This window comes from Chloroflexus sp., from assembly GCF_034435895.1.
In the GTDB taxonomy this organism is placed as follows: domain Bacteria; phylum Chloroflexota; class Chloroflexia; order Chloroflexales; family Chloroflexaceae; genus Chloroflexus.
Map to the genome: position 1 here is coordinate 1 of NZ_DAOTWH010000213.1, position 20,057 is coordinate 20,057.

Below are 20,057 nucleotides of genomic sequence, written 5' to 3' on the forward strand. Positions count from 1 at the left end.
ACCTCCGGCGGCTCGCAATGACACGGGCCATTTGTCATTGCAAGGGGCGGCAGCCCCCGAAGCAATCTCCCCCGTCAGCGCAACCTATGCCTGAGCGGATTACGTTCGCTAGACGATCAAGAATGTGATCCACACTTGGTTTAACCGCAATGCCGGCATTTTGTTATAATACGATTTAGTGTGTTCGCGTCTGACCGGAGTAGTGTGCATGCTCGCACCGGAAACAGTCTTGCAAGGCCGGTATCGGGTCATTACTCAGATCGCCAAAGGCGGAATGGGAGCCGTCTATCAAGCGCGTGATCTGCGGCTGCGCATTGACGTGGCCCTAAAACAGACCCTGTTTAACGATGAGGCCTACCGGCAGGCGTTCGAGCGCGAAGCGCAAATACTGGCCCGGCTCAGGCATCAAGCATTGCCGCGCGTGATCGATCATTTCATTGATCCACAGGGCCAATTTCTAGTCATGGAATTCATCCACGGCGAAGATCTCGGCAATCAATTGGCCCGTCTTGGCCGTCGTTTTGCTTCGCCGCAAGTCTTGCCGATGGTGATCAAGTGGATGGATCAACTGCTCGATGTGTTGAATTATTTGCACACACGGCCAGTTCCAGTCATTCATCGCGATATTAAGCCGAAGAACCTCAAACTCACCCCCAGCCACGATATTATCTTGCTTGATTTTGGGCTAGCCCGCGGCGGGATGACCGTCTCAGCCGGTCTCGATGGATCAGGAACACGCAAAGTCTATGGCTTCACGCCACCGTATGCTCCTTACGAACAGATGCGCGATGGTGAACCCGATCCGCGCAGCGATATTTATTCGCTCTCGGCCACCCTGTATCACCTGCTGACCGGCGTACTTCCGCCTGATGCGATGACCCGCATGGCCCGGCTGGTCAATGGCCAACCCGATCCGTTGCGTCCGATCCGCAGCTTGGCGCCGCATGTCCCGGAAGGGTTGACCCAGTTGATCGAGCAGGGCATGGCCACCCTGATCGAACAACGACCGCAATCAGCCCGCGAGATGCGCGAGGCGCTGCACCGACTGCGTGGCAAACCCGCCGCTGCTGCGCCGGCAGTTTTACGGCCTATACCCCAACCAGCAGCGCCGCCCGCCCCTGAGCCGGCTGACACGCCCTCTCAACCGTCACCGGCAGAGGCCGCCCCCGCCCGATTGGCGACACCGGTCGGCACGATGTTACGTCATCTGATCACCGGCAGTCAGGTGCGGAGTGTCACATTTTCGCCTGATGGCAAATGGTTATTGGCAGGCTATGATGACTATACGGTTGGAGTGTGGGAGGCCAGCACCGGCGAACAAGTCACTAGCCTGCGCAGCCACGAGAGCACTGTCCGCACTGTCGCGTGGAGTCCAGACGGCGAGCTGGCTGCAACCGGCAGCGATGATGAGACGGTGCGGATCTGGCGCACCGATGATTGGCAACCATTGCAAACCATCCAACACCCCGGTTGCCCAATCGAGAGCATCGGGTTTAGCCCCGATGGCCGATATCTCGCCACTGGCGGGTGGGGGAGTGCGATCACGCTGTACGAACTGCGGCAAGGAAAGATCGAGCCAATCGGCCTGTTTACCTGCCCCTTCATCCATTCATTGAGCTTTTCGCCTAATGGCTCGCTCTTAGCGGCTGGCTGCTATGACGGCGCGATCTACCTCTGGCAGGTCGCCGATCAACGAGCGCTCGAACCGATTAACGGCTTTAATACGTTCATTTACAGTGTCGCGTTTGACCCGTCCAGTACAATCATTGCTGCCAGCAGCGGCACTACTATCCGGCTGTGGCGGCTCAAAGATTATCATCCACTCGACAGCCTGCAAGGCCACACGGCTCCGGTGCGTGGGATCGCCTTCAGCCCACGGTTCCCAATTTTGGCTTCGGTCAGCGAAGATCGTAGCGCCCGCTTTTGGCACATGGAACAGGCACAACCATTACCACTCGTACTCGAACACAGCGCCGGCGTGAGTTGCCTAAGCTTCAGCCCCGACGGCCAATTGCTGGCTACCGGCGCCCACGATGGCCGCATCTGCCTCTGGCAGGCGCCAACCCAGTAGCGGTATAGCGGATGCTGTACCGCTACCTGCGATTCGCTACCTGTTCCACCAAGGCAATCATCCGTTCGGCCCGCCGGCCATAGGTGTGTTCAGCCGCCAAGGCTTGCCGCGCCGCTGCGAGCGAGGGGTCACGCTCGGCCAGCGCCGCACTAAGCGCCGCTTGTAAGCCAGCTAGATCGCGCCGGGTGAAACTGTAGGCCAGATGCGGCGGCAAGATCTCGTGCAAGGCCGGAATGGACGGCAGCACGACCGGTATACCCAACGCCATATACTCAAACAACTTGAGCGGCGAAGCGGTCACATCGGTGACGGTATCAGGGATCACCAGCGCATCAGCCGCGCCGAGGCAACGCACCACCTCGGTTTGCGGGCGTGGCGGCAGCAGGTAGAGATCGGCTGGCGTAGCCGTGGTTTCAGCCACCCGTAACCCTTCACTGATCGCATGGGCCGCCAGTGCCGCCCGCTCGCCGGGTCGTCCGCCGAGAATCAGACCGATCGAGTCCGGACGGGTCGCGCGCAGAGCACGAATGGCGCTGAGCAAGCCATCCAGCCAGCGGTGGGCAAAGGTCATGCCAGCATAGGCGACGATCGGCGCCGTAGACGGCAAGCCAAGTTCGGCGCGGCACGCGGCGCGATCTTGCGGCGCAAAGATCTGCTCGTCGTAGGCATCGGGAATGACCGCCACATCAGCCGGATCGCGCCAGCCAATCTGCGCCAACAGCCGGCGAAAATCCTCGGTGAGTGACGCAATCGCCGTCGCCCGACCGATCGCCGTCCGGTCGATCAAATTGAGCAACCCGCGCGCCCAACGTTCCTTGGCGCGTGACGGATTACGCGATTCAAAATCATGCGCCTCGTAGATCACGGGCAGGCCAAGCCGGGGCCCAAAAACGCCGGCCCACCACGCGGCAATAATCGGCTGGCGGATGTAGACCGCCTCGACGGTCTGCCGGCGGGGAGCCACCATCGCCGCGGTCATGGCGGCGAAGACCGAATGTTCCATGTAATAGAGCAGCGTGCTCTTGTACAGGCGTGAGAGCTTACCAATCGCCGGGCGGGGCAAATGCACCGCACCAACGTCATAAAACCGGCTTGGCTCCATCCCCCAACGCGGAATCAGGGCAAGGGTGTCAGGCCGGCGCGCGCGCAATTCGCGCAGCGTGGTATAGGTTTGCAGCGCATTGGCCGACTGCAAATTCAAGCTGGTGGGATAGGCGATATAGACGATCATCTCAACGGGCAACCTCAAGCCGCGACAGCAAACGATCCAATTCCGCCAGCGTTGAGGCCAGCCCTTCTGGAGCGGTGTGGAGTGAGCCGCCAGTCACCAACGCTGCGCGCACAAGATGCGGGTCATCGCCGGCCATCTGTAAGTTGCGCAAATCTTGCCGGATTCGCTCATCGCTGATCGCAATGCCATGCCGGGCCAGCATCGCCCGGTAATACGGATAATGTTCGCAGAGATGGCGGGCCACGCTCTCGAAGCCGTGGCGCGCGATCGTCATCCGGGTGCGGAAACGCATCGTATTTTCGGCGAACATCGTCCGATCATGGCGCGAAGGTTCGATCAGAATGATGTCAACTTCAGGATGGCGGCGACGCACTTGTTTGATGTGGTAATGCAAACCGGCGTGGATAAAGGTACGAAACACTTGATTGCCGATCCGCTGAATACCCTGATCGCTGATGCCGGCGCCGGGCGGATGGCGGCGGTTATCGAACGGCACCATCGGATTGATGCACACGATCAGCTCGGCGCCACGCTCGATGGCGACATCGAGGCTCGCGGTACCGCGCAACCCGCCATCGATATAATCGCGATCGCCGATCCGCACCGGGCGGTAGAAAATGGGGATCGCCGCCGACGCACAGACGGCGAGTGAAATCGGCACGTGTTCAAGCGGCGGTAACCCGAAGACGGCGCGTTCACCGGTATCGAGATCGGTCGCAACAATCATGAGCTCGCGGTCAAGATCGGTAAAGCGATTTGAGCGACCGGGTTGTTCGAGCGCCGCCCGCAGGTAGCGTTCAAGCGCCTGTGAGTCATAGAGACCGGTCGGCAAGCCAATCGCCAAGGTTTCGATCAGATCGAGGAGCGACGCCTCGCTGCCTTCACGCAACCAGCGTTGGACAGCCTGAACCAACGCGCCAGGCAGGTGAGAAGCGCGGCGCAACAGATCGGCCAGATTTAACTGGTAGAGGTGGTGCGGTTCGAGCTGATCGATGCCGAGCAATGAACTTTCGAGCACGCTAATTAACGTGCGCGGCGACATATTGTTGGCGAGACAGGCATTGATCAACGCGCCGGCGCTGGTGCCGACATAGATATCAAATTCATTGACCGAGAGATGTTCGAGCACCTGATCGATGGCGCAGAGGGCGCCGATCTCATAAGCGGCGCCGGCCACGCCGCCGCCGGCGAGGACCAAAGCGGTTGTGCTGCGCTGCATAGCCTGCCTCTTTGCAACGATATGCGATCACCTTCAACGCCGGCGTAACAATTGCTCAACCATGCTGGCGAGCGCATCGATCTGGGCATGAAGCCGTTCGACATCGTTGCGTGTCGGCACATCAGCGATGCGATCGGCCAATTGATTCTGCGCATCACGGGCAAACTCTTGCCGCAACAGCAGCTTGCGCCAGCGATCAGCCTCTTCGGGCGAAAGTTCGCCCTCGTCAACCAGTACGTCGATCCGCCGGCCAATTTCAGCTTCGATCAGTTCATCACCGCCGAGCGAACTGAAGAGTGTGCGCCGCAACGTCGTGAGAGTATCGCCACCAACCTGAATCAGACCGGTGAGCAAGTTGGTTGGCAACGGCGAACCGCGCCCACGGGCCTGTAATACGACCTGCGCCAAAATATTCGCCGTGATGTCGTCACCGGTCTCATTATCGAGCACCTGTACCGTCTCGCCCTCTTGCACAAGCTTGGCAATGCCATCGAGGGTGATATATCGCTTCTGGTTGGTGTGGTACAGTTTCCGGTTGGCGTATTTTTTAATAACATGCATGGTCGGTGCCGCCTTGCGCCGGGTCTGCAGGTAAACGCAATGCCTTGGCAATCCCGGCGTTGCCTCAGTAGTCTCAGCGGCAATTATAACACGCTGCGCCAAAACGCCGGCACCTGTGGCCAGCGCCACAGTGCCGGCGTCCGGCAACTCAGAGCTAACTACTTCTCGCTGTGCTCTTCCTTCGCCTCGCTACGGGTGCGGCTGCGAGCCGGCGTCTCTTGCGCGCGGCGCAGCTCCTCGACACGGGCCGCCAGTTGGGCAATCTTGGCGCTCAGCTCATCAATGTCACGCTTGGAGGGGATGTTGAGCCGGTTGAGGAACTGCTCGAAGCTGGTCTCAACCTGCGCCGTCAGATTGTTGAGGTTAGCCTGCACCTGATCAGCCTGCGGCATTGCCGTCTTTCGGAAGCGCTCGGCAGCCTCCTCAAACAACTTCTGCGCATCTTTCTGCGCCAGCTCACCCCGCTCCACCAGCCGGTTGAGGAACGCCTCGGCCTCTTCACGGCTGAGCGCAAACGCGCCAATGCCGGCCAGCATCAGCTTGCGCACCACTTCAAAGATCTGCACGCTCGGATTAACCGGCGGCGGCGTCTCGTCGATCTGGCGGACATTGACCTCAATTTCTTCGACCGTTGTCATAGCAGCCTCCTGCTCTATGGTAGTAACCGGAATTCAAGCTGTCTGTATCATAGCACAGCCTGCCGGGTTTCGGTAGTCATATAACGCGGTGCGTTACAACTCTGAGTATAATACGCTGCGTCATGGAAGTCAATGGTGAAATAGTTGCGAAGTAACAAACTTCGTAACGTCCCCGCTACTACGTCAAGCGGTGGTCACATCGCAGACGAAATGGAAGCTGCTCACCTGCATCCCCTCGCGCTCGTAGAACCGGTGCGCATCTTTGCGCCACGTGCCCGCATCGAGGTGGAGTTGAGCGCACCCGGCGGTGGCGGCATACTTCTTGAGCCACGCTAGCAACATCGCGCCATAGCCATGCGAACGTCGATCGGCCCGAGTCACCAGATCATCAACATACATAAAGCGACCCCACGCCAGATTTTCGCTCACCCGGAACCCGGCCACCGCAACGGCTACGCCATCAACCCAGACCGCGGCAAGCTGATAGCCATGCGCCATCTGCCGCCGGATGCGATCGACAAACTCTGCCGCAACCAGATGCGGACGCAGTTCAACCATGGCCGGATAGCAAGCTGCAATCGCTTCATCAGTCGTGGCCAGCGCAATAACAGGTTCGGCAGACATATCATCACCTTATCACATGCCGTAGGGGCGGAACCCTGCTCCGCCCCTACGCCGTCGCACCCCTATGCTTGTTCGCTCGCGCCGACGTCTTCGCGATAGGTGCGTCCGGGAAAACGGATCCGCTCGGCATTGATAATGGCTCTCCCACGCGCGCCAGCCAGCGTAGCGCCGAGTGCCACCACCGTCGCCACATGCCCGCCGGTCAGATACAAACCGCCGCTGCCACCGCCAAACAACCGGTCGCGCCGCGACGGATCGTAGCGCAAGATATGCGGCGACTCGGTCTGATCGTGGAAGACCAGCACGCCTTCTTCAACTTCGTTGACCCCTTCCACCGCGGCGTTGATTGGGTAGTGGTGGGGGTAGCCTTGGGTCACGAGCGCCAAGGCCACACTTGCCTCGTCGCGCCAGCGCAGAGGCGGCAAACGGTGCAGGCTACGGGCAATGGCGGCCTCGAAGTAGGGCACCAGATCGTCGATCAAACGCGGCAAAACTGCCTGCGCTTCCATATCGCGCAAACTACAGCGCAACCCGATAATCTGCGGCCCCTGCGCGCCGATCACGCAGTCAACGCCGATGATCCCCCAATAGGGCAACTGTTCGCGGGCAATGGCTGCGACCAACGGCTGCATCAGGTGGCGTTCGAGGTACGCCCTCAGCTTCTGGGCATAGGCGGAATTGCCGGTCATCGCACCCATACCCGGCGCCGGCGGGCTATCCGGCTGCGGCCCCATCCCGTCATAGATACGGGCCGGCAGCAGCGATACCAAATGGCTGCCATCAGTAATGGCTGAAAAGCTCACCACTGGCCCGCTCACATACTCTTCAATCACCACTCCGTGACTGATGCCCTCCACTGGCCGCGACACAAACAACACGCGTAAGGCTTCCAAGGCAGCGTAGCGATCGTGGTAAACCCCCTCGCCAGCGGCGGGATGGTCGCCGCGCAGCACTACCGGCAGCGGTTGCGCGGCGAGGTACTTTTCCGCCATCGGCAAGCTGGCAAAACACCGCCCTGCCGGCGTGGGCAATTGGTAGCGCAGCAGCAGCTCTTTGGCGTAGCAGCGGCTCCACTCGATGCGTGTGCTGCGTTGCGATGCGCCGCAGACGCCGATGTGCATACTCACCACTTCATCTACCAACCCGGCCCAGAGTGGTTCGCTGCTCGCCGGCACGATCAGATCAATCTGCTCGTTAAACGCCCACTGCGCGACTTGGGCCGGCTGTGCCGGATCGAGATCAACCTGCGGCGCAATCTGGCAGGCGCCGCCATTGCCCGGCGCCACCAGCACATCGGCGGTTGGGCTGGCGAAGAGCTTCCAGACCAGCGCATGGCAGCGCCCATCATTGCCGAGCACGAGGATTTTCATATCCCTAACCGAGTGCGGGTTGCTTTGATCAGATTCTGCATGAGCATCACATTCGTCACCGGGCCAGTGCCGCCGGGTACCGGTGTAATGGCGCCGGCCACTTCCACCGCCCCGGCATAATCGACATCACCGACCATACTGCCATCGGCCAGCACGTTGGTGCCGAAATCGATCACCGTCGCGCCGGGTTTAATCATCTCAGCCGTAATAAGGCCGGGCCGGCCAGCCGCGGCGGCGATGATGTCACATTCGCGCAAGACAGCACCCAAATCAGGGGTACGCGAATGGCAGATGGTGACGGTGGCATCGGCCTGCAGCAAGAGCAGGGCCATGGGCCGGCCCACAATTGCCGAGCGACCCACCACTGCCGCCCGCTTCCCGCGCACCTCAATTCCATACCGGCGCAGCAGCTCCATCCCACCGGCAGGGGTGTTTGGTGTCAACGCTGGACGCCCCTGTGCCAGCAAGCCGGCATTGATCGGATGAATGCCGTCGAGATCCTTTTCCGGTACGAGGCGATGCAAAACCCCATCGAGCGACAAGCCCGCCGGTAGTGGCAGTTGCAACAAGATGCCATCGACTCGATCATCGGCGCTGAGGCTCGAAACCGTCGCTTCCAGATCGGCTTGTTCGGTGTTTGCCGGCAGGGCAATGGCCCAGCATGCCGCCCCCAACGACTGGCACAGCCGGTCGATGCTGCGCACGTAGCGCGTCGCAGCGGGATCGTCACCCACTTGGACGACTGCAATCGTTGGAGCGCGATCGATCCGCGCGCGTAATTCGGCAATCTGCGCCGCCGCCTCGGCGCGCAGTTCTTGGGCTAGCGCACGACCATCGAGAATCTGGGCGCTCATGCCGCCATCCTTCCCCGGACAATGGTGACAATGCCGTCAACTTCATCACCAAGTCCGATCAGCAGATCTTGCAATTGGGCGCGCGTTTGGCGCACAAACACCTGATCCTCGAGTGCAGCGAGGTTGATTTCAACATTGAGCGCCGCACTCTGCACTGTAGCCCGTACTAGCAAGGCCGCAACCCCCACATCACTCACCACCAACCGGGCGCAATTGTTGGCCAGCGTCGTGCAGAGCGGCAACAACGCCGCCGCGGCTTGCGCCGTGCGCAACGGCACTTCGGCAGCCAAGCGGGTAATCTGTTGGATTGCCGCTTTGCGCGTCGCCGCATCAGCTTCGGTGGTGCGCGGCAGCTTGTACGCCGCCGCTAACCGGTTAAACACAGCAATATCTTCGTCAGCCAGCCGCTGCAATTCGGCCCGTAACTGTTCGGCATGCACATGGATCGTGCGCAACTCGCCTTCAACCTCGGCAAACTGCGGTTTACCGATCGTCAGTTCACATACCATACTCACCAAACCGGCTGCCATCGCGCCGGTCAGGGCCGCGACGCTGCCACCACCGGGAGTAGGCGCGCGCGAAGCCAGCGCGTCGAGAATAGCGCCGAGCGGCTGTTGCATCAATGATTCTGACATGTTGCCTCCCTGAGCTGGACAACCACATAAAGGGAACGCTTCGTAAGCGTTGACCACGACTCATTATAGCTGATCGGCGGCGCCAAATGTTTGCCGCATCCGCTGGCTAATCACAACCACCACGTTGGCGAAGTTGCATATAATACAATCAGCAACCATCTGCATATACCTGTGCCGCAGACAGGACGATCGCTATGTGGCCTACTACCGCGCAGATCATTATTTTTAGCGGTGAATCGAGCGCCCTCGCCGCAGCCGCTACGGCAGTCGCTTCAGCCGCGCAAGGCCAACCCACCCTGCTTGCCAGTCTCACGCCCACCCACGATTGCGCGACCCTCTTAGGCGCCCCACCAGCGCCCCAACCGGCTACCCTTGCCCCCCAACTTGATCTCTGGACGTTCCAACCACTGGCGGATTTGAGCGCAACGTGGGATGAACTCCGCACACGCATCAGCTTGCCCGGCCCGCCCATCGCTGGCGATGATCTGCCGTTGCTGCCCGGTCTGGAACTGTTTTTGGCCGTCTATCGCCTTGCCAGCCATGCCCAACGCGGCTACCAGCTCATCTGTGTTGATGCTGGGCCGCCAGATGGTCTCTTGCGCGCGCTGGCCGTTCCCGACACCTTTCGCTGGCTGATGCGGCAACTCTTTGGGCTCGATCGTGGCCCCGGCCAATCAAGCGAGTCGCTGGCGCGCGCGGCATTACCGGCCAATTTGCTGCCATTCGAGCAGATTGGGCAGATGCAAGAGGCGCGAGTGCGATTTGAGCAGTTGCGCGACGCTGCGCTCGATCCAACACGGGTGCGGGCGCGTTTGGTGATCCGGCCCGATCACGCCGGCTTGCGCGCGGCAACGTTGTACGCGCCGGCATTGACGCTCTTTGGCCTGAATCTCGATGCGCTGATCGCCGGCCCGCTGTTGCCGGTGGTGAGTGATGGCCACGAACTCGCCACCCCGGTCTTAGAGCAGGCTGCGGTCGTAGCCGCCGTCGCGGCGCGTTGGCCGAACTTGCCGCTGTTGCGTCTGCCCTTTCACGCCACGCCTCACGAGCCGACGCCATTCGCGACAATCGGGAGAGGGCTGCTGCACCCGCCGGCGCCGCTGCCGCCACCGATTGGCATTGGTTCGCAAACCGATCCATTTATCAGCCTGTTGCTGCCGGGTGTCGCCCGTGAAGATCTGACTGTGAGCGTGAGCGGTGATGAACTGATCGTCTCGCTGGGGCCATACCGGCGGCACCTGCTCTTGCCGGCAGCGCTCCGCAACGCGCCGATCCGTGCCGTGCGCGAGGGCGACCGGTTGACGATTCGCCGGCGCTAATCGGAGGCCGGAGGTTTCAGTCGCCAGAATAAACAACGCAGAGTACAACCTGCGCAGCCATTACGGTGTCTGTCCTGCTTGTATCACAACGAGGAGACCATGGCTCAGAAGACAACCGATTTGCGTAACCTGACCGCAGTCGTGACCGGTGGCAGCCGGGGGATCGGGCGGGCCATCGCGGAAGCGCTAGCCCGCGCCGGCGCGCAGGTCGTAATTTCGTCGGCCAATGCCGCCAACCTAGCCGAAGCCGAACGTACAATGCAAGCCGCTGGCCTCAAAGTGAGCGGCGTCCGCTGCGATGTCAGCAATCGCCTCGAAGTCGAGACCCTCGCCGCTACTGCCGCCGAGCGCATGGGCCGGATCGACCTGTGGGTCAACAATGCCGGCATTTCGGGGCCATTCGGCTACGTCCTCGATGTGCCGCCCGAAGCGTGGGAACAGGTCATTAAGGTGAACCTGCTCGGTACCTATTACGGCTGCCGGGCCGCCTTGCCGTACATGATTAGACAACGTAACGGCCAGATCATCAACCTTTCCGGCGGCGGCGCCAAGCGACCGCAGCGCTTTCTCTCGGCCTACAGCGTCTCGAAAGCGGGGATTGTGCGCCTAACCGAAGCCTTTGCCCGTGATTATCAAGATCACCCCTACCTGCGCTTCAACGTGCTGACGCCGGGAATGGTGCCGACCGACATGATCAACCACTTTGAAACGGTTGGCCCCGGCGGGGAAGCGATCAAGCAATTGCCGCGCGTCTTGAACATCTTCGGCACCACTGCCGAAGAGACGGCAGAACTCGCGTTACGCATCGTGCGCGAGGGCAAGAACGGGCAGATTTTTGAAGTCATGCCGCGCCACCGCGCCATCTGGCGACTGTTAAAAGCAGCATTACGGCGCAAGCAATAGCGGCAAACCTGCTGTCAGCAACCGGAGCGCCCCAGACGGTGGGGCGCTGTCTGCAATTAGTTCGCTTCAGTGTGGGTGCGCAACCATGCCGCTGCTGCTTCAGCCGGCATTGGCCGGCCAATGTAGTAGCCTTGAAAAAGATCACAGCCGGCAGCGAGCAAGATCTGGCGTTGGCCAGCCGTCTCGACGCCTTCGGCCACGATTTGCATGCCAAGTTGATGGCCAAGCGAAATGATGGCGCTCACGAGGCTGTGCTCGACCGTCACCTCAGGCTGATCGAGCCACGCTACAAATGAGCGATCAATCTTGAGGATGTTAATCGGCAAGCGATGCAAATATGACAACGATGAATAGCCGGTGCCAAAGTCATCAATCGCTAACGTCACCCCCAATTGGCGTAACTCGATCAGTTGGCGGCGTAAATTATCAATCTGCCCCACCAGCATACTCTCGGTCAATTCGAGTTCGAGCCAGTCCAAGGGCAAATCAGCCTGCTCTAAGATTTCCGCTACCGTTTGCACAAAACTGCTTTGTGAGAATTGCAATGCCGATACGTTAGCTGCTATTGGCACGAGGGGCAAACCCTGTTGGCGCCATTCACGCATCTGCCGGGCAATCTCGTGCAGGACCCATGCCCCAATCGCAACAATTAATCCCGTCTCTTCAGCAATGGGGATGAATCGCGCCGGCGAGACCATGCCAAGCTCAACGTTCTGCCAGCGAATCAATGCTTCAAAACCAACCAGTTTTCCGGCGCGATCGACTTTCGGTTGATAGTGTAACAACAACTCATTGCGCTCTATCGCCCGTCGCAGCAGCGTCTCGATCTGCAACTGTTCGAGCGATGTACTCGTAATAGCTGCATCGAAGAACTGAAAACTATTACGCAGGGTGGCTTTTGCGCGATACATCGCTATATCCGCCGCTCGTTGCAGCGTAATCACATCGGTGCCGTCGATCGGGTACAGGCTCGCGCCAATACTGGCACTAACAAAAATTTCATGCCCATCAATGAAAAATGGGTGCTCAAGCGTTTCGTGCAAGCGACGCGCAATGGCCATGGCTTGTTGCGACGAATTGATCTCTGGCAACACCAACAGAAACTCATCACCGCCATGCCGGGCTAGCGTATCGGTCGCCCGCACGCACAATTCAAACCGGCGCGCCACTTGTATCAATAAGAGGTCGCCGATCACATGGCCAAACGTGTCATTCACCTGCTTGAAGCGGTCGAGATCGATAAAGAGCACTGCTACCAGCGTATTATTACGGCGCGCGTGCTCGATGGCATGCTGTAAGCGATCTTCAAACAACAACCGGTTTGGTAAGCCGGTCAATGCATCGTGATGGGCTTGGTACACCAATTTGTGCAGTGTCGCGTGCTGTTCGAGCGCAATGGTCGTCAATTGTTCGATGTGATCGAGCAGTTGCTGTTCTTCTAAGGTCAGTGGCATGTCACTTTGCCGGCAAAGCAATAGCCACCCATCAGCTGGATCGCGATTGGTACGTAATACAATCAACCAACTGCGGTTAATAATTTGCATCTGGATGAGTGACTGAATCTTATGCCAATGCGGCGAATCCGGCTCAAGTTCGCTGATCCGCTGATTACGATATGGCAATTGGGTGAGTAATTCACTCGCCCACTGATCTAAGTGCGGGAGATCGTCGTGCAGAATGTAACGGTTGTAGCTCGCGAAGACCGCTACCGAACGCACCACATATGCCGCATAGACTAAATCCGTCATCTGCTCGCCGAGCAACTGCAACATCTCACGCGTAATCGTTCTGAGATCGTACTGGCGGGCGATCAACTCAAGCACCCGCCGGTGCGCTAGACTGATCTGCTCGGCTTGGTAGCGGGCCGATACATCTTCCAGCATCATCACGACCCGCACCCGCTCGCCGGCCCCAAACCGCACTGCGCGTACCGCCAGCCAGCAGCGACTATGCGTGACTGCGGCAAACTCGCCTTCATAGCGTTCCAGCTCACTGGCTAGCAGTTGCTCGATCGCCGCTGCAACCACCACTGCCGGCCCTACCCCAAGCTGGCAAGCGGCCAGAAACGATGCTCCGACCGTGCAGTCGATCGCTTCGACGCCGAGCAGTGGGCCGAGTTGCAACCAACGCACATTAGCAGCCAACACCTGCCCATACCGATCAAGAATGGCAATTGCCGACGGCAGAGCATCGAGCGCCGAATGGAGCAATTGCTGGGTTTCGATCAGCAACTGCTCGGCCTGTTTGCGTTCGGTAATATCGTGGAGTATTGCTAACATTGCCGGCGAGCCATCCCATTCAATCGGCTCAACCCGCAAATCAACGATTACCACCGAGTGATCAGGGCGCACGATTTCAGCATCGACCGTCAAGCCCGGTTGAAGGGGAAAACCAAACGGACTGCCCTGCACCTGATCGGCTTGCCGGCCAAACAGACGCAGCGCAGCTTCATTGGCAAAAAGCACCGTACCGGCGAGATCGAGCACAAGCAGGGCATTTGTATTATTGGCCACAATTGCCTGCAACGATCGTTGATCAGGATATGGCGCCGGACGATCAGCAGTGCTGCGTGGTTCGGAAACAGAAGTATCATGCTGCACTGTGGCAATCTCCCTCACACCCAGCCAGTGCCACTGAAAGGTTACAAATTAATTGGTTGGCGCAGTATCTCTGGCGGGTTCATCACCCTCTTCATCGCGGAACATCGCGCTCAGCCGGTCAATTTCGCTCGGCGTAATGTGGGTAAACTGCCCTGACAAGATACCAGAGATATTGCGGAAGGGACGGCCAATATGCATGCCACGATTATCAATGGTAAATTCGCGAATATCTTTATCGTGGCTCGATCCGCGCATCTTGAGGACGGTCAACCCGCGACGCATTTCGCCGAACAGTTCGACATAGCGCAAAAGAATGATCGAGTCGGTGATCGTTGAGATATGCGCTTCGGTAATTGACGAACCGCCGAGCAAGGTTGGCGTTGTCGCAGTATAGAGACCGGCCATCTCTTGATGCTTGATGAACGAGGTCAGGCCAATCACAAACTCGCGAAAGCCCTTAATCGTCGCCACCCGTTCCAGCGCCGAGAGACTGTCAACCGCCACCCGTTGCGGGCGGAAGCGATCAATTTCGGCTTTCATAAAGATCAGTTGATCTTCGAGGCTGGTCACTTCGGGGTAGTTGCAGATCACGCGCAGCAGGCCATCGCGTTCCATCTGCTCGAAATCGATCCCCCAGCCGATCGCGTTGCGGAAGAGCTGGTCGCGGCTTTCTTCAAAGGCAAACAGCAGTGAGCGCTCGTTTTGGCGCACGCCGGCGGCCATAAACGTGGTCGCCATTAACGTCTTGCCAGTGCCGGTCGCGCCGCTCACCAGCACGATCGAATCGCGGAAGAAACCACCGCCGCACATGCGGTCGAGTTCGGCATTGCCCGACGTGGTGCGCACGCTCGACGAGCGTTGTTTCAGCTCGATCGCCGAGAGCGGGATCACGTGAATGCCCTCGCCGGGAATGACGGTGAAGGGGAAACTACCCTTCTGGTGCGAGGTGCCGCGGAACTTGAGAATCTCAACCGTGCGCCGACGCTTCTCATCTTCGAGCAGGTTGCGCAGGATCACCACGTCATCCGAAACGAATTCCTCGACGCCATAGCGCGCAATTTCACCATACTCCTGCGTGCGCTCGGCGGTCAGCACGGCGGTCACTCCTAACCGGCGCAGCGTGCTGACAATCCGGAGCAATTCGTTACGCACCACCCGCGAATCATTCAGACGCGTAAAGATCGCGCCGAGCGAATCCATCGACAGCCGGATCGCGCCGATACTCCGCACGGCATGCTCGATGCGCGCCAGCAGCGCACCGAGATCGTACGATCCAAGTTCAACCAGCTCTTCTTCGGGTTGCGGCGACACATCGACAAAGGCCCATTTCCCCTCAGCCTCCCAGCGGGCAATATCCCAGCCAAACCCCAGCATATTGCGGCGCAAGGCTTCCGGCGTCTCTTCAAACGTCACAAATACACCCGGCTCGCCCAGCTTAATGCCAGCCGCCAAAAACTGGGCCGCAAAGACCGTCTTCGCGCTACCGGCTGTACCTGACACAAGGGTCGTCCGACCTTTGGGCAAGCCACCGTTGGCGATATGGTCAAAGCCGGTGATTCCGGTAGGAAGCCGTTCGATCTGATCAGCGCACACCTGCGTTCTCCTTATTGGTTGCACAGAGGCAAGAACGTCTCAAGATTGTGGCGGTAGATTCAAGACATTCAACAAATCACTAACGCTCGACAGGTCGCCAATCACCCGCCGGTAAGGTGTCGGCGAACTCTTGATCAAGGTCGGCGTCGCCAAGATCTTTTGATTCTCGGCCTGCTGCGGATCGGCAAGCACATCAATAATGGTCAACTCACATTCATAGCCGGCCAACTCCTGCTCGATCATCCGGCGAAGCGTACTAATCGCCCGTTCGGCGCGTGGTGTCTGGCCAGCGATATAGAGATGCAAAACAATCTTGCTCACAGTCTGTTCGTCCCGGCAACAGTTTCAGTCGCCGCTACTCTGAATCACGGAAAGATAATTCACCAGCCGCCATTGATCGATAATACGATGCTAGATGACCCATTAATTCTAGGAGAAGCAGGCGTCCTTCTTCAAAGTATGCTTGCAACTTCTTGGGCGTATTATGTTGGCTGCGATCACGCATCGCTTGCAAATGCACCTCGATCAGATCACGTGGCGCCGCCCAAATCGAACCAAACCATTCGCCCAATTCGCGCAGTGACCGCGATGGCGCCGGGGTGCGATGCACACGGCTGTACAACGCCTCTTCGAGTAATGCGCCATACCGTTCCAACCCGTAGCTAAACAGATCGGGCGCGCGCTGGCGCAACGGCGCAGTCAACGAACGCACCATCTCATCAGGCCGTGAGATCGCCTCCACCGAGATTAGCTCGCGTTCCATTTGGCGTACCTGTTCACGCAACATCTCGGCTTCGGCGGCAATTTGGGCAGCGCGACGCTGGTCGGTAATATCGTTGTGCGCCACGACTAACCCCTGCCGCGCCCCCCGCAACGGCACTGCTCGCAAGGCAAACCAGCGCATGCCCTGCGGGCCGGGGCAGGGATATTCATACGTGAATTCGGCCAGTTCACCTGAGAGAACCGCCTTCAACCCCTGCAACGCTTCCGGGCCGCCGGTGCCCGGCCCCGCTGCCGCGCAGGCCGTAAAGTAATCAGCGCCGACGCTGATCGACGCGAGATCGGTAATCCCGTTTTCACGGCCAAATTGGAGCCACGCTTCATTGACCGCCACAATTTTGCCTTGCTTATCCAGTACCACAATTTCGCTAGTCAGCGAATTGAGAATCGCAATACTAAATGCCTCTGCTTCCCGCAGCGCCGCTTCGGCCCGTCGCTCGAAGGTCACATCGCGCAACGTAATCAAAAACGCATCTTGACCTTCCCACACGATTGACAAGACCCGCATCTCGGCAACGGCAAATTCGCCATCAGGACGCAACACCTCAACTTCCGCTCGTTCGCCGACTACTAGCGGAAAGCCAAATATCTGGCCGTGCAGTTCGGCGCCATGACGATTCAACAACCGCTCGGCAGCACTGTTGAGGAAACGCACTGCCCCACTGTGATCGACAATGATCGCGCCATCAGCGTCATGGCTTACAACTGCGCGCAGATGGTCTTCTGCTGTCGAACGGGGCTGGGCGTCGATAACGATCACCTCATTTCTCTGGCCGCGCGTGATGCAACCGTAGCCCGGCTCGCACGCGCTATAACAGGCAACTTTCTCCGACCGTGTAGATCGCTGCACTCATCTGCGGAAACACCACACTAGGGCATTGGTGCAATGATGAGGAGATCATCTGCAAACACAACCATTCACCAATACAAATGAACGCGCGTACACACTGAGCATGATGAGGCGACCATCCCTTCCTGTCAAGCTCGCAAATGTGAAATTTGTCACCTTGGCAAGATCAATCTGTTCACTATCAAACAGCTCGCAGAGCTTGGTTCAGATCGGCGATCAGATCATCAGGATGCTCGACCCCAACCGACAGGCGCACCATATTGGGGCCAATCCCAAACTCGATCCGTTCTTCAGGGTCAACATCGGCATGGGTCATCGTCGCCGGATGCTCGGCCAGCGACTCGGTGCCGCCCAAACTCACCGCCAGATGGATCAGTTGCAGATGGTTGAGGAAGCGAAACGCCTCCGCTTCACCGCCGCGCAGGTCGAACGAGATCATCGCCCCCGGCCCGGCACACTGCCGCCGGTAGATATGGTACTGCGGATCATCACTCGTGAGATGCCCCAAATAGTAGACCCGCTCAACCTTAGGATGGTTGGCAAGAAAATCGGCCACCCGCCGCGCGCCGGCCTGTTGCGCTTCCATCCGCACCTTGAGCGTTTCCAACGAACGCAAAAGTAACCAGCCAGTATGCGCACCTGCCATCGTACCCATAATCGTGCGCATGCCTTTCACCTGCGCGATCAGTTCACGGCTGCCCAAACAGACACCGGCGATCACATCGCTGTGCCCGCCAATGTACTTCGTCGCCGAATAGAGCGCCAGATCGGCGCCGTGCGCTAGCGGATGCTGCCAGAGCGGGCCGAGGAAGGTGTTATCGACCGCCGTCAACACCCGGCGCGGCGCCCGTTTGGCCAGCGCCGCAAACCCGGCAATATCCACCAGCGCGTTGGTCGGGTTGGCCGGCGTTTCGAGGTAGATCATCCCCACCGCATCGAATAACCCGGCTCGCCGGAGTTGGGTCTCGACCTGTTCGGGTGAGACACCCGATACAAAACCGTACCGCCGGATGCCAAAGGCCGGCAGAACGTGCTTGAGCAGATAATCGGTGCCGCCATAGACCGGCTCGCTATGGACAATCACGTCGCCGGGTCGCAGGAAGGTGAGCAGAGTCGTGGTAATCGCCGCCATGCCGCTGGCAAACACCGCCGCTGCTTCAGCTTGATCCCAGAGTGTCAGCCGATCTTCGAGAATTTCGAGATCGGGATTATTATGCCGGCTATAGATCAGCCCAATCTCTTCACCCTCGTGGGGGCGGCGTAAGCCGTAGGCCAGCTCGAAGAAGGCTTTGCCCTCTTCCGCCGTTTGAAAGACAAAGGTTGAGGTTTGAAAAATAGGACACTTGATCGCGCCTTCCGACAGCGCCGGCACATAGCCGTAGCTCATCATCAAGCTTTCAGGATGCAGCCGCTGGCCGTCGATCGTGGTCTGTTTGCTCTGCTTGCTCATACAACGCCTCCTCGCGCGCCGAGCGCCATCGCTCGCTTACGTAAACAGCAACGACACGCTGTAAATAATCAATCCGACCAATCCGCCTACAATAGTACCATTAATGCGGATAAATTGCAGATCGCGCCCAAACTGCAACTCGATCTTGCGCGTCACTTCCGCCGTATCCCAGCCATTGACCGTCTGCGTCACAAACTCGCCGATCGCGTGCCCATACCGGCGCACTAGTGCCGCTACCGCTGCCATCACCCAATGCTCGACCTTCGCGCGCCATTCGGGATCGTGCTCAAGCAGATCGGCAAATCGCGCGATAGCCTCAGTTATCGAGCGGCGCAGCGGTGACGAGGGAGAGACGCTCTGGCTCAGCAAGGTAAGTTTGAGATCACGCCAGCTTGCTTGCGCAAGCTCGCGCACCACCGGATGCGCCAGTACCTCTCGCTTTAATGCCTCTCCTTGTTGTTGCACCTGCGGATCGAATTGCAGATCAACGATCCAGCGATCGATCAAGGCGGTAAACTGCTGGTAGAGCGGATGGTCGGGGTCTTCACGCAACTCGCGCAACAGCCGTTGAATCCCTTCCAACAACCGCTCGTAGATGCGTTGATCGACAATCCGCGGCACCCATACCGGCAACTCACCAGCGATGCGGCGGCGGATTTCCGTTTCGTTACTGGCAATCACCTCGGCCAGCAATTGTATCAACTGCATCAAGGCATCGCGCTGGCGCCCGCCAGTCACCAAAACACCAAGCAATCGTCCGGCTAGCGGCGCCGCCGGGATCGTGTCCAAGCGCTGATTAAGGCCGCGCGCCAGCGCTTGGCTTACATCATCATCGTCAACCACACGTAATAATCCGCCCAACGCCTCGACCACCACATCAGCCACCTGTTCCCCCCGCTTGGGATCGCGCAACCAATGGGCTAGCCGGCTGACCGGATCGTGCCGCCGGATCCATGCGATGATCTGATCGGGGTTGAGAAAGTTGGTTTCGATAAACCGGCCAAAGCCAGCCGCAATGCTGGCTTTGCGCGCCGGCACAATTGCGGTATGCGGGATCGGCAAGCCTAACGGGTGGCGAAAAAGAGCAGTAACCGCGAACCAGTCGGCAAATGCGCCAACCATAGCCGCTTCGGCAAAGGCGCGCACAAACGGCACCCACGGCGCGGCATCACGCCAGATACTGGCCAGCACAAAGACGATGCCGGCCAAGACTAACAGGCCGGTGGCGAATGTTTGCATGCGGCGAAGGTCATTGAGGCGTTGTTGATCATCCATGAAAATACCTTTGGCAATAAGATCTATGACTATCGAACAATGGATACTGTGGTAATATGCTATTGGCTAACGCATCCATGAACA

General features: G+C 59.1%; 17 protein-coding genes. 3 read left to right on the forward strand and 14 right to left on the reverse strand.

All coding sequences use genetic code 11. The features are described 5' to 3' along the window. The first annotated feature begins 208 nt into the window (after positions 1 to 208). The gene (locus U9R81_RS12450) at positions 209 to 2,071 is read left to right on the forward strand and encodes a serine/threonine-protein kinase (protein ID WP_322495769.1); all 1,863 of its coding nucleotides are present in this window, start codon (positions 209 to 211) and stop codon (positions 2,069 to 2,071) included. A 22-nt stretch (positions 2,072 to 2,093) separates the two neighbouring features. Here the strand turns inward: U9R81_RS12450 and U9R81_RS12455 are convergent, their stop codons facing one another. From U9R81_RS12455 to U9R81_RS12490, 8 genes are all read right to left on the reverse strand, one after another. Beyond that, the gene (locus U9R81_RS12455) at positions 2,094 to 3,302 is read right to left on the reverse strand and encodes a glycosyltransferase (RefSeq protein WP_322495770.1); all 1,209 of its coding nucleotides are present in this window, start codon (positions 3,300 to 3,302) and stop codon (positions 2,094 to 2,096) included. Position 3,303: 1 nt separating this feature from the next. Continuing rightward, positions 3,304 to 4,521, reverse strand: coding sequence for a patatin family protein (locus tag U9R81_RS12460; RefSeq protein WP_322495771.1), 1,218 nt, complete (start codon positions 4,519 to 4,521; stop codon positions 3,304 to 3,306). A gap of 33 nt (positions 4,522 to 4,554) precedes the next feature. Beyond that, positions 4,555 to 5,082, reverse strand: a complete 528-nt coding sequence (locus tag U9R81_RS12465; protein ID WP_066789645.1) for a polyhydroxyalkanoate synthesis regulator DNA-binding domain-containing protein — start codon at positions 5,080 to 5,082, stop codon at positions 4,555 to 4,557. Positions 5,083 to 5,240: 158 nt separating this feature from the next. Next, positions 5,241 to 5,720: a phasin family protein gene (locus U9R81_RS12470; RefSeq protein ID WP_322495772.1), complete on the reverse strand. Its 480-nt coding sequence runs from the start codon at positions 5,718 to 5,720 to the stop codon at positions 5,241 to 5,243. A gap of 183 nt (positions 5,721 to 5,903) precedes the next feature. Next, positions 5,904 to 6,344 carry a GNAT family N-acetyltransferase gene (locus tag U9R81_RS12475; RefSeq protein WP_322495773.1) on the reverse strand — a complete coding sequence of 147 codons (441 nt, stop codon included), beginning with the start codon at positions 6,342 to 6,344 and terminating at the stop codon, positions 5,904 to 5,906. A 62-nt stretch (positions 6,345 to 6,406) separates the two neighbouring features. Further along, positions 6,407 to 7,714: a phosphoribosylamine--glycine ligase gene (locus tag U9R81_RS12480; protein ID WP_322495774.1), complete on the reverse strand. Its 1,308-nt coding sequence runs from the start codon at positions 7,712 to 7,714 to the stop codon at positions 6,407 to 6,409. Continuing rightward, a complete protein-coding gene (locus U9R81_RS12485) occupies positions 7,711 to 8,568 on the reverse strand; it encodes a bifunctional 5,10-methylenetetrahydrofolate dehydrogenase/5,10-methenyltetrahydrofolate cyclohydrolase (protein WP_322495775.1) in 858 nt (285 codons plus the stop codon). Before U9R81_RS12485 ends, U9R81_RS12480 begins: the two co-directional genes overlap by 4 nt. Continuing rightward, complete coding sequence (locus U9R81_RS12490; protein ID WP_322495776.1) at positions 8,565 to 9,203, reverse strand: cyclodeaminase/cyclohydrolase family protein; 639 nt, start codon at positions 9,201 to 9,203, stop codon at positions 8,565 to 8,567. The genes U9R81_RS12485 and U9R81_RS12490 overlap by 4 nt, the downstream gene beginning before the upstream one ends. A 194-nt stretch (positions 9,204 to 9,397) precedes the next feature. On the opposite strand from U9R81_RS12490, the gene U9R81_RS12495 reads away from it, so the two are divergent. Both U9R81_RS12495 and U9R81_RS12500 read left to right on the forward strand, forming a co-directional pair. Then, positions 9,398 to 10,522 carry an ArsA-related P-loop ATPase gene (locus tag U9R81_RS12495; protein ID WP_322495777.1) on the forward strand — a complete coding sequence of 375 codons (1,125 nt, stop codon included), beginning with the start codon at positions 9,398 to 9,400 and terminating at the stop codon, positions 10,520 to 10,522. A gap of 99 nt (positions 10,523 to 10,621) precedes the next feature. Beyond that, positions 10,622 to 11,425: an SDR family oxidoreductase gene (locus U9R81_RS12500; protein WP_322495778.1), complete on the forward strand. Its 804-nt coding sequence runs from the start codon at positions 10,622 to 10,624 to the stop codon at positions 11,423 to 11,425. A 56-nt stretch (positions 11,426 to 11,481) separates the two neighbouring features. Here U9R81_RS12500 and U9R81_RS12505 read toward each other — a convergent pair whose 3' ends face one another. The 6 genes from U9R81_RS12505 to U9R81_RS12530 form a co-directional block, all read right to left on the reverse strand. Then, positions 11,482 to 14,025, reverse strand: coding sequence for an EAL and GGDEF domain-containing protein (locus tag U9R81_RS12505; protein ID WP_322495779.1), 2,544 nt, complete (start codon positions 14,023 to 14,025; stop codon positions 11,482 to 11,484). Positions 14,026 to 14,073: 48 nt separating this feature from the next. After that, positions 14,074 to 15,618: a circadian clock protein KaiC gene (gene kaiC, locus U9R81_RS12510; protein WP_322495780.1), complete on the reverse strand. Its 1,545-nt coding sequence runs from the start codon at positions 15,616 to 15,618 to the stop codon at positions 14,074 to 14,076. 39 nt (positions 15,619 to 15,657) lie between these two features. After that, complete coding sequence (locus U9R81_RS12515; protein WP_322495781.1) at positions 15,658 to 15,939, reverse strand: circadian clock KaiB family protein; 282 nt, start codon at positions 15,937 to 15,939, stop codon at positions 15,658 to 15,660. Between the two features lie 34 nt (positions 15,940 to 15,973). Next, positions 15,974 to 17,158, reverse strand: coding sequence for a PAS domain-containing protein (locus tag U9R81_RS12520; protein WP_322495782.1), 1,185 nt, complete (start codon positions 17,156 to 17,158; stop codon positions 15,974 to 15,976). Positions 17,159 to 17,429: 271 nt separating this feature from the next. After that, entirely contained in the window at positions 17,430 to 18,698 is a 1,269-nt protein-coding gene (locus U9R81_RS12525; RefSeq protein WP_322495783.1) for a cystathionine gamma-synthase family protein, read from the reverse strand. Positions 18,699 to 18,734: 36 nt separating this feature from the next. Continuing rightward, on the reverse strand, positions 18,735 to 19,973 hold the full coding sequence (locus tag U9R81_RS12530) for a DUF445 domain-containing protein (RefSeq protein ID WP_322495784.1): 1,239 nt from the start codon (positions 19,971 to 19,973) through the stop codon (positions 18,735 to 18,737). Positions 19,974 to 20,057 lie beyond the last annotated feature (84 nt).